This is a genomic window from Photorhabdus namnaonensis (genome assembly GCF_001684335.1).
Lineage (GTDB): Bacteria > Pseudomonadota > Gammaproteobacteria > Enterobacterales > Enterobacteriaceae > Photorhabdus > Photorhabdus namnaonensis.
Window position 1 is genome coordinate 80533 of sequence record NZ_LOIC01000009.1, and the last position, 14426, is coordinate 94958.

Below are 14426 nucleotides of genomic sequence, written 5' to 3' on the forward strand. Positions count from 1 at the left end.
AGCTGAATTGGGAGCGCCTGACGGTTTTTCCATCTGTGGCACCCCCTGAGCTTTTCGTCAGTTCACGGCAAAATCCATCCATTCATGAAACACTTTTGAAGCTGCTTGACACTGATATAGCTAACATATGGGCTACGGTGTTATGAGTTAAAATACCCTGTTCAAATTCACTGTATTGCTTTAACTTCGATGCTCAACCCCACAATCTTCAATTTCTTCCCAGCTTTTGGCACCAGCAATAACGTCACAATTGTTAACAACAAAATATCTGTCAGCTTATAATTATTTTCTGTTCTAACTAAGATTGCGAGTAATCGAGTACTAAGTCAATCGTAAAAGGCTCTTAAAGTTCCTTCTCGGAACGAAAACCATGAGGATTATTCTTCTGCCAATTCCAGCTATCACGCATCATATCGTCAATATTGCGTGTTGCTTGCCAGCCAAGGGTATTGAGGGCTTTGGACGGATCAGACCAACACTCAGCAATATCCCCAGGACGTCTATCTGTAATTTTATATGGAATTGTTTTACCTGATGCCTTTTCAAAAGCATGAAGTAGTTCAAGTACAGAATAACCAGCACCTGTTCCTAAATTAAAAACTTCATAGGATTGCTGTTTATCCAGATAGTCAATGGCGGCAATATGGCCTTCAGCCAAATCCATCACATGAATATAGTCACGAATACCGGTACCATCTTTGGTTGGATAATCGTTGCCATACACGGATAAACATTCCAGACGACCAATGGCAACCTGAGTGATATAAGGTAATAGATTATTGGGAATACCATTAGGGTCTTCACCAATCATACCTGATGGGTGTGCACCAACAGGGTTGAAATATCTTAAACTGGTGATTTTGAAACTTGGCTCGGCTGCGGCAAAATCTTTCAGAATCTGCTCGACCATCAGCTTGGAGGTGCCATAAGGGTTGGTGGTACTACCTACTTTAGCATTTTCCGTGAGTGGTACAAATTCAGGATCGCCATAAACAGTTGCAGATGAACTGAAAATCAGTTGATGTACACCGTTGGCACGCATAGCCTGTAACAGAACTAGGGTGCCAGTAACATTGTTTTGATAATATTCAAGTGGCTTTTTGGTAGATTCACCAACGGCTTTTAATCCAGCAAAATGGATAACCGTGTCTATTTTGTTTTCTTGGAAGATTATATTAAGTAAATTTAAATCAAGTGCATCACCTTGATAGAATTTCACTGATTTGCCAGTAAATTTTTCAATTCTACGAAGAGATTCTGGTGATGAATTGCAAAGGTTATCGATAACAACAACATCAGTTCCTCTTTCCAAAAGAGCTAATACTGTATGTGAGCCGATGTAGCCGGCTCCACCGGTGATTAGGGTTAGCATTTAAATATTCCTATGTATTTTGTTAGTTATTTCTAACCTCATGATAATCTAACCTATCCCAATACAGTCTCTTATCATCCCAAGTAAAATTTAGAGGTTGAAACAGATGTATCTAAAATTTAGTATTGTCATAAATTAGAACAATATTACTGATGTTAGGAGGGGACAGGTTAAAATAAGACTATTCTTGGAATAGTATATTATATACCAATCTTTAATCTTTCGTCTTCAGTCAAGTATTCAGCAAGACATTTATAATGCATGTCTTTTATTAATATATTTGCACCTCTTTCTATTAATAGATTTATTATTCTAGTATCCCCATTTTTTAAAGCATATTCTTTTGCATACATTAGAACTGAAGTTCCTTTATAGTTAGTGGCATTAATATTAGCTCCAGAATCTATCAGATATTTTACTATGTCTAAATAACCATGATAGGCAGCTACCATTAACAATGACCAAGTATGCTGGTCACGTTCATCAATTCCAGATATATTTTTAATATATTTCTTTACTTCAGTAAGATTGTTTTTTCTACAAAAATCAAATAATAAATCAATCTTGTCCTTATATAGTATTATATTATAATCAATAGTTGAGAATTCAGAAAAATTTTTGTTATCTGTAATGAGAGTTCCTGGTCTGCTAGAAGAACGTATTGATGTTATTTCATAATTGCAGTAATTAGTATTTTGATATTGAGGTAATTGATATTCTCTAAAAGAGAATGCTCTTATATATCTACCTATTTCCCATGCTGTTTTATGGAAATTAATGCTTTCTGATGAAAAAGAAATTGTATTTTTAGAATAGTAAGATGAATGTTTTAATTTTTGAGGCTTGCTAAAGATATTTTTGTTTTTTGTTATTTTTTCTATATAATCTTCAATTAAAGTGCAGGAATGATAAATATAGTTTAAATAAATATCCTTTGACGTATACCTTTCATCTATATTAATAGTTATTTGATCAATTATTTCACCTGTGTCTATTCCATTATCTATATAATGTAAACTAACGCCAGTAGAAATATCGTTATTCAGTATTGGCCATATGGATGTATACATTCCTTTATATTTTGGCAGTAGAGAGAAATGAATATTAAATATTTTTTTAGTTCTAAATCTCTCTATTTTAATAAGTTGGTCAAACTCTAGAGATAAGAAAATAGAAGCATTTCTTTCTGCTTCTTCTAATGAAATAATAGGTACGTTGATTTCATTTGCTCTTTTTTTAAGAGAATATTGCCAGGTATTATTCCCTGAGTCTGTCTTATTAATTACAACTGCTAAGTTTTTTATATTATATTTAATTTTTAGTAAATTTAAAGCATGAACTGCAATGTTATTTTTCCCAGCAATAACAATCATTTGTGTTACCTATAAATTAAAAGTAGGCGATGTTGTATAGTGAGTACAACATAATTAAGCTATGAGTAAACAAGTTCGTATTTCTTTAAATAGTTCATTTGGGGGGACCATCAGAGTCTTTCGAGGATGATTATTTAACTTGTTCATGACAAAGTTTACCTTCTGTTCAAAGATTTTATTAAAGTTTGTTCCTTTTGGAAAATATTGTCTGATTAGCCTATTTATATTCTCATTTATTCCTCTCACCTAGGGACATAAGGATTGGCAAAGTAAATCTTTGTATCTAGTTCTTCACTAATCATTTATTGTTCCATAATGCGTGCTTATATGCAGCTTGATGAAATATCAAATTTCCATCTAAAGAGACATCATTATCTAACCCAATGATATCTATTGTTCCAAGGTATTTCGCTTCAAAAATAACTTGGTTGCCTTTGATATTATTATTTATAAACGTATGCACATACATGTTGATTGTGGTATTCAGTACACAGTTGCCAAACTCATCACTATATGGTGAAACATCCGTACCTTCCTCGGTAATATTTATCCATAAATTCTTTGAAAAGCATTCATTATCGATTTAGCGGGATTCGTCCTTTAGCAGTTATCATTACGCCAATGATCTAATAATTCTTAAGATCGAGATGATTTTCACATAAATATCCCGCGATTCCAATAGTAACCTTCATTGAGATAGATCCTTGTCCTTTTTAAATTTGGTTTTTCAACAAATGAATTAACAGTTTTAAATGGGTATCTCTTTCGTAATCTGCCCTTATTTGGTCAAATGGCCCCACGGTAATACTGTTGTGTTGAGATTCTAGATTACAAACTTACCCATTATAGAAAAAAGATGATCTTTATTACAAATTACCCTTGGAAGATTGATAGAAAAAGTTGACACTCTTTTGGTTATAATTTTGTAACATAGAATTTTTACCAATTAAAGATATAAACTGCTTAGGAAAAAACGTTATATATAACGGTTAAAGTTGTGAACCAGAAGTATTAGCTTATAATAACTGGAATTAAATTAAATTAAATTAAATTAAATATACTAATCATTCAAAAAAGTTGTTCTCAATTTTGAATTATATATCTTTTCAATAATTGGAGGAGGTAGTAATCTAAATAAAAATCTGGCGGTTGGAAAGAAAGGGAATTTCCGCTTCCATCTAGAAATCAACAGATAGACCTTGAACTCACTTATTGATTTCTTAAAACTACGACGCTTATAGGAGCCATCCATTCGAACACGAACTAAAACATCGCTTATATTTGTACCGAATGCGCCTTGAGAAAAGGATCTAAACCAATACGCAATATCCTCATTTAATGGAAACTCTGTCGGATAAAAACCGAATTGTTCGAAAAAGCCTTTTCTAAAACAGACTGTTACATGAGCTAAGGGGGAGCCTTTCAATAAATAATCTTCTAACCTAGAGCTAGGATAAACGCGTTTAGTTACTATATTCAGAGTATCTCCAACAAATTCTTCTATAGATCCACCACTAATGTCAACAGTAGAATGTGTATCCATAAAACTGATTTGTTTGACAAATCTATCTTCGGAACAAATATCATCAGCATCCATTCTAAAAATGTAATCTTCATTTTCCAATATTGAAATTAATTTATTTAAACCATGTGCTAAACCTATAGAATATGAACTATCAATTCGTTTATATATATTATATTTAGATATAATTTCTTCATGTTCCTCAGTTAAAATACCGTCAACGTGAAGATAAAAATTAAGTTCAACTTCATTTGGTAGTTTTGCTTTAAATACTGATGAAAGCATTTCATCTAGAAAAATTGGAGAATCACCTAAATAGGTACAAGAAATAACAGCTATGTATCTCACAATTATCTCCTGTTTATATAAACACATGAAAGAGGTATGCAAAAAAGTATTTTTTGTAAGGTTTTTTCCAAAATTTTCACAAAATTAATTAAAAAATATGGATAGTTAAAAACTCTCTTATAAATAAAAGAAAATAATGAAAACATCAATCTTTCCCTTTTGTTTAAATATAAATAATTGCAAGGACTAGTAAGTTTTTTGCTCTGAGAATCTGAGCTAATTAATTCTAATATAGAACTTGAGATTTCGTTGATTGAAGTTATATATATAAAATAATCTGACTTGACAGTTATAAGCCTTTTTTTGATATAAGTGGGAATTAATTCTTTAATAAATGGTATATAGATGACTTTCCTACCTGATTCAAGAACATCTAATGAATCAAGATTTTTTCTTTTTTGATAAGAGTCATGAAAATTATTAGGTACAAGTGTCGAAAGATATATAAAAGAGTCAGAGGTATCACTTAAGTTAATACGTGATTGAGAAAGATATCGTGCAGCATAAATAACGGTATTTTCTTTATAAAATGAGTTAAAATTCAATGTTGAAATAACACTTAATTTGATTTTACGAGACAGAAGTGCATGAAGTTTTTCATTGAGCAGGCCTCTTTTCCCAACGTAAGTTACGTTCATAACTTTTCCTTGTTAATTAGATATTCATGAAGACGATAACATAACTGGGCTATAGTTAGACCTGTATTTGCATATGAATGTTGTTCTATAACTGAGCCATCACAAACATAAACATTAGATGTGCCATTTATCCTCAAATTTTCATCAATGTTTTCAGGTTTATTTCCAAATGAAATTGAACCTGAGTGATGGGCTGCTGACCATAAGTAATCATCTATGTTATTTTCAACAACATTTATTGTCTCAATTAGTGGTAATAAGCTTTTTTTGATAGATTGAATTGAGCTAAGATAATTATTTTGTTCTCCCTCATTAATTTTCCAATCAATGGTATCGATATCATTACTAGGAACTATCGTATTATTGGAATTAGCTTTTTTTTGTTCAAAAACAAACCAAAGAGAATAAACTCCGTTATTAAATTGTATAGAAGTAAAATGCATTAAAATTTCAAGGAGGATGTCTGGGTGATAAAGTCTCTTATCAAAGATACATTTAATTTTTTCTTTTAAAGTTGAGGTACCTAAAAAAGATTTAAACTTGTATATATCAATTCTATTTGAAGTAGAATACGCAGGTCTAAAGTAGCATATGTGAGAATATTCTTTTTCTTTTACAACCAGTCCACAACGGCTAAAATAGCTACCATTATTTTTATTAACAAAATTCTTGAATATCTTCCTATATTCTTTCTTTACTTTTATTTTACCTACAAAACCCATTGGATGGTCGATGAAACCCACACCGAGTTTAGAATTTGTTATATTTATATTTATATTTTTCAAGATATTGGATATAACAGTAGGAGAACCAATGCCACCTGCACATACTAGTATATAGTCACTATTTAAAATAGTGCATTCACCTGTTGTAGTCGTGAATTCTACAGAGCAAATATTATTATAATCACCCCATAGATAGTTAATTTTGGCAACATTCTTATATATTTTCACATTGCTATCAACAACAATCTTAGTATCACATTTAGGAATTAAAATAGTATCTAAATCATGTTTAATATGAATACTATTAAGCATTTCTTGGTATTCATCTAATCTTTTTTTGCGTTCAGTGAGAAATGATGTTGGAAATTTTAGGCATTTTGCCGCTTTGTCAGCATAATATTCTGAATTCTGTATTATTTTTGAAAAATTTGTGTATTCATCTAGTTTAGGCATTTTAATTAACCCATTATGCCATAGGTTAGTAGTACCTCCTACACCATTACAATAAGTAACACTATCCCCAAGCTTTCTACTTACAAATTTTTTAAGAGGGATAGTAATTTTATCTCCACCTTTTTCTAATATGGTTACGGTAAAGTCATCTTTCAATAAATTTGCTAGTATGGAACCTGCTAATCCAGATCCTATTATAACTATATTTTTCATAAATATGTCGCCTTATAGCTTAAAATCCATTCTCTAAAATTGAATCTTTCTAAATATGCTACTTCTGCTGCTTTAGAATAAGAGTCATAGTTATGATGAATTTTTTTTATCGCTGTAAGTAGGGTTTCTTCATTTAGATTAGTAATAAAAACAGACTCATTTTGTGTAAATACTCCCCGATAATTATTTAGATCCATTAGGATTAGAGGAATGCCTTTTGAAATAGCCTCAATAGCAACCAAAGGTACCCCTTCGGCAAATGAAGGTAATATTAGTATATCTATACTTTCCCAAAATTGTTTTAGATTTTCTTGATGACCAAGTAATTTTATATTCGGATTTTTATCAGATATTATTTTGTGATTCAACTCTTTTTCCAAAGGGCCTCCTCCTGCAACTAATAAGAGGTAGTTAGGCATATTTCTTATCACATTAATTAAATTACGAATGTTTTTTCTCTCTATTAATGCGCCACAAAATCCAAGTGTTATTTTATCATTTGGTCTTTTTTTTAGTATATTAAAGTCTTTAATTAATCTACTATTATGTATTACTCTTTTATTGTCGGAATTTTGTTTTGAATATATATATTCGGTTAAATAAATAACGTGACTCGCTCTTTTTAGGGTTTTTCTCCAAAATAAGCAGATCCACTTGTATGATTTTGGATATATGAATTTTAAGTCCTCTTCCGGGTCTATATGAACAGTTGAAACCCATCTAAATGAAGAAAAGAAGGAAAGAATATAACAAAATAAATCTGGTATCATTCCATGGGAATGCAGAACTCTTTTATTCTTCTTTCGTATCATTTTTAAAAGAGTAGTGAAGCTGAATAATAGGCTACGCCTACCATTACCTCTTAGATTAAATAATACAGAGTTAACACCTATTTCATTTAAACCAAAAACTAAATCCCTAGCAACATTGACAGGTCCAGCATTTTTGTCACTAGGAACAATATGAATAACTTCGTCTGGAATATTTTTCATTCTTATATCAAAATAGATAATTTGTATTAATTGGTTTAATTACTAATAAATTAATTAAAAGCAATGTGATTGATAAGAAAATAATAAAGGCTCGTCTAATGATTAAATCCTTTGTATATAAGTGAGCAAAATGGCTTAATAATATTCCTTCGAAAATAGAAAAAATAGATGCGGGTCTACCTGCTAACGTGCCAAATTCTGAAAAAATGATTATCCATATTGGAGCAATCATATACATAGAAAGAATAAAATTAAATGCTGGATAGTTATAAAAATTATTCCTGATAGAATAAAAAAAGAATGAAAATAATAAGTACTTTATAGTTGTAGGATTAAGAAGTCCAAGCGATTTAGCAAAACCTATTTTATCTAAAACATATGCATTAAAAGCATTCTCATTCAAAAAAATAGATGATAACATTATTAATAAAGAATTTAATATTCCAAAAAATGAAAGTAATATTGAAAATAATATGATATAAAATAATTTTTTCGTACCTAACCGTTTTCCTAAATATGCTATTACAGCAATAAGTGCACTAAAATGGAATAATGTAGCTAGTAAAATTGCTAAAAAGAATAATTTAGCTTTGTTAATATAAAGAAAATAGAAACTTAAGAAAGCTATAGAGTATGCTATTGCACTGCGAAATTGTGTAATTTCTTTATAAAAAAATAGATGTGATAAATACCATAATATAGATATGGAGATAATTGGTGAAAATTTATAGAAAGCAAAGGTATTCAAAAAATAGCAAATAAAAAACACCATTATTATGAGTGCATAAAAGTTTAATTCATTAAATCTTGCAGCAATGGATGTGAGTAGCATAAATCCAGGTGCCCATCCAAGAGGATTAATCACACTACAGGTATCACATTGCATTTCAAGTATAGCGAGATAGTTAAAGTCATCTAACCCTAAGCCAATAGGTTTTAATAATATTGTAACTGATAGTAGTAGAAAAATTATCAAAACGAATATAATTTTTATCCACCGATCTTGTTTGGAAATATTTTTTTCAATTAGTGAAAAAAAGGCACATAAAGCATAAGCAAAGGAATAAAAATAAATCATTTTAATATTCTCTTAACTCATTAAAAAATTGTTATTGGCACGCAATTCTTTAAGATTTTTTTATTCTTGTATTCATTAAATATATCTGAGAGATTATTCATCCACTCAAAAATATCATTTTTTCCTATTATTTTACAATATCGTTTACTGATATCTTCTAAATAAGTTTTCATAATTATGTTCCACTTCCAACCAACTTTTGTGTACCAAGACATCAAGACATACAGCCTTTTCGTCTAAGCGGTCCGTAGAATCAGTGAGATAGGCTACAGAATTAATCTCTCGACTTGTCTTGGATTTTCGTATTATTTTTTCCTAACGTTTTACAAACCGTTCCCGCAATGATCGATTTGTAATCTTCTCTGAATAATCTATTATTCCAAACGTTCTAGATAAAATCTAAAATCTAAAATCTAAAATAGTTAAATAGTTAAATAGTTAAATTCAGCAGCGCTGCCTATAAAACCTATTATGCTTTCATTGATGTCGGGAGTTAGAGTTTGATGCCTGGATTCACATAATAAGTGCAACATCGTTAATCCGGAAGTAAACATGTTCGTATTCCTTTAAATAATTCATTCGGTGTTTTCCCACTTCGAGTTTTTCGGGAACGATGATTTAATAGGTTTACTACAAAATTTATTTTCTGATCGGAGATTTCATTAAAATTGGTTCCTTTTGGAAAAGATTGTCTGATTAACCCATTGCTCCCTCTTTTTTCAAGGCAAATATAAGGTAAGCAAAGTAAATTTGTGTTTCTAATTTTTTACTGATGATTTCATGATTTGAGAACTCTAAACCGTTATCGAATTTGGTGGTCCTAACACTTTGTTTTAATGGGTGTAATGCTTTCACTATCGTTTTCGCTACTATGTCAACTGACTGCTTTGTTTAAAAAGCATGCTTATTAGTTGAATCCGCCAAATTTAATTAAAAGATCGTTCCAGAGAGAGACTAATTTTCCAGTGTTATAGGGTTTAGATGTTTCAATGACAGAATTCAAATGATAATAATCTCCTTGAATCACTGAAACCAATCCTTCTTTTAACCTGGCAATATCACCAAATGGTACTAGAATACCATTAATATTATTTTGAATTATTTCTCTTGGTCCATTAGGGCAATCGAATGCAACAACAGGTGTACCTAGGGTAATAGATTCTACTAATATATTAGGAAATCCTTCATATAGAGATGTAAGTAATGTTAATTTGGCGTGTAAATAATAAGGTTTAACATCGGATTGAAATCCTTCAAAGTCTACTCTATGACTAATGCCAAGCTTCTGAACTAGAGCTTTCAGATGGTTCTCTAAACTACCCTGCCCAACTATCTTTAAACGTAAATATGGAAAAATATCAATGATTTCTGAAAATGCTTGTATTGCATGATGAAACGCTTTTTGTTCTTCTAACCGACCTATGCATAGTATATAGTTTTCCTTTACCACTTTGCTGAAATTAATCGCACGAGCATAATTTTCTACAACCTTATTGATAGGGTTGTAAATAACACTACATTTATTTTCAATAAAAGGGAAAACTGTTAATAGATCATTTTTCATTCCCTGACATTGATTGACTATATGGTCTGCTTTGGGGTAAAAAATATTAATCAGCTTATTAACTATAAATTTACGCCAGATTCCTTTTGTATGTTTAGTTGTCTTAGAGATTGTGTTTATATTTCTAGTAATAATAGAAAAAGGTTTGCGTATTGTATATCTAATTAAAACTAATAACACTGTAAGTTCATAGTTAAATGCTACTATTTTTTGTGGTTTATTATCAATTATCCAACTACGTAAAGAAAACAAAGATTTCCGAGCATGATTAATACCTAAAATTTGAATATCTACCTTATCACTTACTTTATCATGGTACACTGAATTGTTCATATGTAAAACGAGTAACGTTACTTGCCATCCCTGTTCAGCTAGTCCGTTGGTAATATTGACACACACTCCTTCAGCTCCCCCTCCGGCAAGAGAGCTGATTAAAAACACAACTTTTTTTTTCTGCATAGTGTAAGAAACTCCTAATGCTGTATGTCTCATTTTTTAAATTTTTTGTTCGTACAACCAATTTTGGAACATTAATACATCCCAAAGGAGATATTCCCAATTACTAATTCCTAAGAGATGCTCCCGCCATTTTTTTTGAACTACATCGGAATTTAGAAAGCCTTCATTTCTTATCCGATTGGCATCTAGAAGATCTTCTGCCCAATTGCGAAGTGGACCACGTAGCCATTCAGCAATAGGAACACCAAACCCCATTTTAGGGCGATCAACCAAGCTTTGAGGAACATAGCGATAAAGTAATTGACGCAATACCCATTTTTCATGTCCATTTTGACTTTTCATTGATTGGGGTAGAGTCCAAGCCCATTCAACTATACGATGATCAAGTAAGGGGACTCGTGTTTCGAGTGATGTCCCCATCGCGGCCCTGTCGAGCTTAACTAATATATCATCAGGTAAGTAGGTGATACTATCGGTATACATTGCTTCATCAGAAATATCACCTAAAGCTGGTTGTTGATTGATATCATTAAGAAAACACTGTACTTCATGTTTATCAAGGGTTAAACCATCACTTGTCAGCCAATGACCAATAAGCTGTGTATAGAAAGCTGTATTCCCCTTAGATCGTAGTAGTGAAGAAAGTAAGAGTTTACGTCGATTCCATCGAGCTGATTTACTTAAGGGGACCAACCCCACAAGATTAGCTATTAATACACGTAAAGCACCAGGAAAATGATTCAAACGGTTATGCATATTTCTTGCGGTACTATATCGGCTATATCCTCCGAATAATTCATCCCCACCATCACCAGATAAGGCAACCGCTACATGTTGGCGGGCAAGTTGGGCTACTAGAAAAGTTGGAATTTGTGACGGATCAGCAAAAGGTTCGTCATAAAGCTTCGGTAACTTTGGTATTACGTTAAGAGCTTGAGCTGATGATACATATAACTCTGTATGCTCTGTGCCAAGATGTTGCGCAATTGCTTTAGCATGCATAGCTTCATTATATCGTTGTTCTTCAAAACCAATGGTAAAAGTTTTGATTGGACGGGGACTCATTGACTGCATCATTGCTACTACTAAGGAGGAATCAATACCGCCTGATAGAAATGCACCTAATGGTACATCAGTGATCATTTGTCCTTTTATTGTATCACGTAACAAGTGTTCTAGTTTGTTAATAGCCTCAACTGGAGAACCACTAAAAGGTTTAGTCATACTGTAAGTTATAATCTGGTGCAATGACCAGTAAGTTTTAGGTTTCAGAACCTGATTAGGCTTTCCGTTTATTGTTATAAATGTGCCTGGTTCGAGCTTCTGTATACCAGTATAAATAGAATAAGGTGTGGGTACATAACTATAACGAAAATATAATGGTAAAACGCTGCGATTAATCTTGCCATGAAAAGCTGGATGTGAACTCAATGCTTTCAGCTCTGAACCGAACAAAAAGGTATTACCTTGCCAACCATAATATAGTGGTTTTTCTCCTAAACGGTCACGTGCTAATGATAATGAACCTTCTTGTCGATCCCATAGAGCAAAAGCAAACATACCGACTAATCGTTTAAGTCCAGCTTCTAGCCCCCAATGAGACAAAACAGCTAATAGAGTTTCAGTATCTGAGTGCCCATGCCATGTAGGTGCTGCATGAGCCAGTTCTAACTCATGGCGTAACGTCAAATGGTTATATATTTCACCATTAAAGACGATTACATAACGATTGCAGGGCGAATACATGGGTTGGTGCCCTGCTGAGGAAAGATCGAGAATTGCTAAACGTCGATGTGCCAATGCTAAACCATAGTTTGGCTCGCACCATACTCCACTATCATCAGGTCCGCGATGAACGATCACATCAGCCATTCTTTTAGCAATGGCTAAATCCGTAATTTGCCCTGGAGTCCAATATCCTGCAATACCACACATTATTAACATATCCTATAACAATCAAACATCCACCAAATGAAACCAAAAGGGGCTGCTAGCAGATGAAAAAGATGCCTATTGTTGATGTCGGTAAAAAACTAGTTCCTTTGGTACATACTTCTCTTAAGGTATAATCTAAAGCGAGCTCACCGAACAGTTTCCAGCAAAAAATGAATTGGTTTATATCTGAAGTAAGTTAATTCATAACTCAACACACTGTGCTTCTAGGTTGTGTCCCTCAATTAAATAATCGTTTAAAGAAATAAACGGATACAACCTAATTTCACCATTGCTATAAAGTTTCTTGCTGTTTTTTCATAACGTGTGGCAATGCGACGATGTTCTTTCAGTCGACCAAAACATCTTTCCGCAACATTTCGTCTTTGATAAGTTTCATGGTAGAATGTGACCCGTCCATCTGACTGGGCTTTTTCGTTTGATTTATACGGAATTATCACTTTTATTCTCTGATTTTTTGACCGATTACGTAATGACTGGCTGGAGTAACCTTTATTCGCAATAACCGCTTTTGAACGACATTTCATAAAATCGTTTTTACTCTGAACGCCAAGACCATCCAACAGGAGCAATGCATGTTAGTGAAGAAAATATTAGCAATATATTGAATAATTACTCTATAGGGTGGAATGAGAATGTTTACCATTTTCTCTATCATCTAAAATTAAATATTTTGATTCCAAATGTTTAAATATTGTTTTGCAATTTTTATATAATTGTGGTTATCCTCCACATATTTTCTGGAGTCTTCTCCTAGTTGTTTGATATTGTTTTTATTTTCTAATATATATTCTATTTGTTGTATAATACTATTTTTGTCTGGAGTAATATTCAGAACGGGAGATTTTTCTATATTAAAAGCTGCTAAGGATTCCGGCTCTGCTCCCCCTAAAACAACTTTCCCCATAGCTAGAGCATATAATCCATTTATACCAAGAGAATAAAAGTTTGTTTGATCAATAATAATATTTGTCTTTTTCATTATCTTTAAATACTGATCTAGAGGGAGATGTCCATTAGTAATCAATTCTAAATCATTAGGATATTTTTTGTTTAAATAATCAAAGGCTGCTTCTACATGTCTTGTTCCTTTAAAACCATATCTATTAAGGCCATGAAAAACTACAATTCGTCGATTGATAGTGTTAGGTTGATATTTGATTCTATCTATATTTATTGGAATAGGTATAATTGGGCATAAATTAGAATAATTTTCATATGAAATTTGGTATTCGTACATTATTGGTATAATTCCTTTTACATTCTCAGCAATGTACTGGTTACGTATATAAGCTTTATTTGAGTCCATTTCAAAATTTTTTTTCTTTAGATCATATTTTAAAAAATCATCGAAAGGTCCATATTTAAGCTTTTTTCTGGCAACTTTCCAAAATAAAGCATCATCTCCAGCAGCAAGTAAGAAAATATTTTTGTTTCTTCTGAATAATTCTTTATAAAAATATTTAAAAGGGAAATAATTATTAGGGGTGATAAAAGGATTTATTAATTGAATTATATCATATTGGTGAGAAATTTTAAGTAATTTTAAAAGATTAAATCTATAGTGAATTTTATTTAAAGGGGAAATTAAATGAGAGTTTAAATCAATGTCTCTGGGAATGTTTTTCCAACCATCGCCTGTAGCAGCTATATCAACTTTATGTCCAAGAGACTCTAAACCTTCTTTCAAGTTCTTATGCAGAGAGCTATATTCTTCTATTAATAATATCTTCATA

Annotated in this window: 10 protein-coding genes and 3 pseudogenes; all 13 read right to left on the reverse strand. The window is 31.8% G+C overall.

The window, feature by feature from the left end; genetic code table 11:
• Positions 1–343: 343 nt before the first annotated feature.
• Complete coding sequence (galE, locus tag Phpb_RS01660) at positions 344–1372, reverse strand: UDP-glucose 4-epimerase GalE (RefSeq protein WP_065388881.1); 1029 nt, start codon at positions 1370–1372, stop codon at positions 344–346.
• A gap of 200 nt (positions 1373–1572) precedes the next feature.
• A complete protein-coding gene (locus tag Phpb_RS01665) occupies positions 1573–2745 on the reverse strand; it encodes a formyltransferase family protein (protein WP_065388882.1) in 1173 nt (390 codons plus the stop codon).
• A gap of 54 nt (positions 2746–2799) precedes the next feature.
• Positions 2800–3047: pseudogene (locus Phpb_RS24310) on the reverse strand (transposase); the annotation flags it as partial.
• A 758-nt stretch (positions 3048–3805) separates the two neighbouring features.
• A complete protein-coding gene (locus Phpb_RS01670; RefSeq protein ID WP_065388883.1) occupies positions 3806–4615 on the reverse strand; it encodes a glycosyltransferase in 810 nt (269 codons plus the stop codon).
• A gap of 2 nt (positions 4616–4617) precedes the next feature.
• Positions 4618–5253 (reverse strand): hypothetical protein, encoded by a 636-nt coding sequence (locus tag Phpb_RS01675; RefSeq protein ID WP_065388884.1) that lies wholly within the window; start codon positions 5251–5253, stop codon positions 4618–4620.
• On the reverse strand, positions 5250–6644 hold the full coding sequence (locus Phpb_RS01680; RefSeq protein WP_065388885.1) for a GMC oxidoreductase: 1395 nt from the start codon (positions 6642–6644) through the stop codon (positions 5250–5252). The genes Phpb_RS01675 and Phpb_RS01680 overlap by 4 nt, the downstream gene beginning before the upstream one ends.
• On the reverse strand, positions 6641–7636 hold the full coding sequence (locus Phpb_RS01685; RefSeq protein WP_065388886.1) for a glycosyltransferase: 996 nt from the start codon (positions 7634–7636) through the stop codon (positions 6641–6643). Before Phpb_RS01685 ends, Phpb_RS01680 begins: the two co-directional genes overlap by 4 nt.
• Before the next feature lie 7 nt (positions 7637–7643).
• Positions 7644–8714: an EpsG family protein gene (locus Phpb_RS01690; protein ID WP_065388887.1), complete on the reverse strand. Its 1071-nt coding sequence runs from the start codon at positions 8712–8714 to the stop codon at positions 7644–7646.
• A gap of 535 nt (positions 8715–9249) precedes the next feature.
• Positions 9250–9584 (reverse strand): annotated as a pseudogene (locus Phpb_RS24315) (IS30 family transposase); the annotation flags it as partial.
• 37 nt (positions 9585–9621) lie between these two features.
• Positions 9622–10737, reverse strand: coding sequence for a glycosyltransferase (locus Phpb_RS01700; protein WP_065388889.1), 1116 nt, complete (start codon positions 10735–10737; stop codon positions 9622–9624).
• Between the two features lie 36 nt (positions 10738–10773).
• Positions 10774–12672 carry an asparagine synthase (glutamine-hydrolyzing) gene (gene asnB, locus Phpb_RS01705; protein ID WP_065388890.1) on the reverse strand — a complete coding sequence of 633 codons (1899 nt, stop codon included), beginning with the start codon at positions 12670–12672 and terminating at the stop codon, positions 10774–10776.
• Positions 12673–12926: 254 nt separating this feature from the next.
• A pseudogene (locus Phpb_RS01710) lies at positions 12927–13256 on the reverse strand (transposase); the annotation flags it as partial.
• 98 nt (positions 13257–13354) lie between these two features.
• Complete coding sequence (locus Phpb_RS01715; RefSeq protein WP_065388892.1) at positions 13355–14425, reverse strand: glycosyltransferase; 1071 nt, start codon at positions 14423–14425, stop codon at positions 13355–13357.
• Position 14426 lies beyond the last annotated feature (1 nt).

Bases quoted from the DNA above. Each gene is read 5' to 3' on its own strand.
- galE (WP_065388881.1), bottom strand. From the start codon at position 1,372: ATGCTAACCCTAATCACCGGTGGAGCCGGCTACATCGGCTCACATACA.
- Phpb_RS01665 (WP_065388882.1), bottom strand. From the start codon at position 2,745: ATGATTGTTATTGCTGGGAAAAATAACATTGCAGTTCATGCTTTAAAT.
- Phpb_RS01675 (WP_065388884.1), bottom strand. From the start codon at position 5,253: ATGAACGTAACTTACGTTGGGAAAAGAGGCCTGCTCAATGAAAAACTT.
- Phpb_RS01680 (WP_065388885.1), bottom strand. From the start codon at position 6,644: ATGAAAAATATAGTTATAATAGGATCTGGATTAGCAGGTTCCATACTA.
- Phpb_RS01685 (WP_065388886.1), bottom strand. From the start codon at position 7,636: ATGAAAAATATTCCAGACGAAGTTATTCATATTGTTCCTAGTGACAAA.
- Phpb_RS01690 (WP_065388887.1), bottom strand. From the start codon at position 8,714: ATGATTTATTTTTATTCCTTTGCTTATGCTTTATGTGCCTTTTTTTCA.
- Phpb_RS01700 (WP_065388889.1), bottom strand. From the start codon at position 10,737: ATGCAGAAAAAAAAAGTTGTGTTTTTAATCAGCTCTCTTGCCGGAGGG.
- asnB (WP_065388890.1), bottom strand. From the start codon at position 12,672: ATGTGTGGTATTGCAGGATATTGGACTCCAGGGCAAATTACGGATTTA.
- Phpb_RS01715 (WP_065388892.1), bottom strand. From the start codon at position 14,425: ATGAAGATATTATTAATAGAAGAATATAGCTCTCTGCATAAGAACTTG.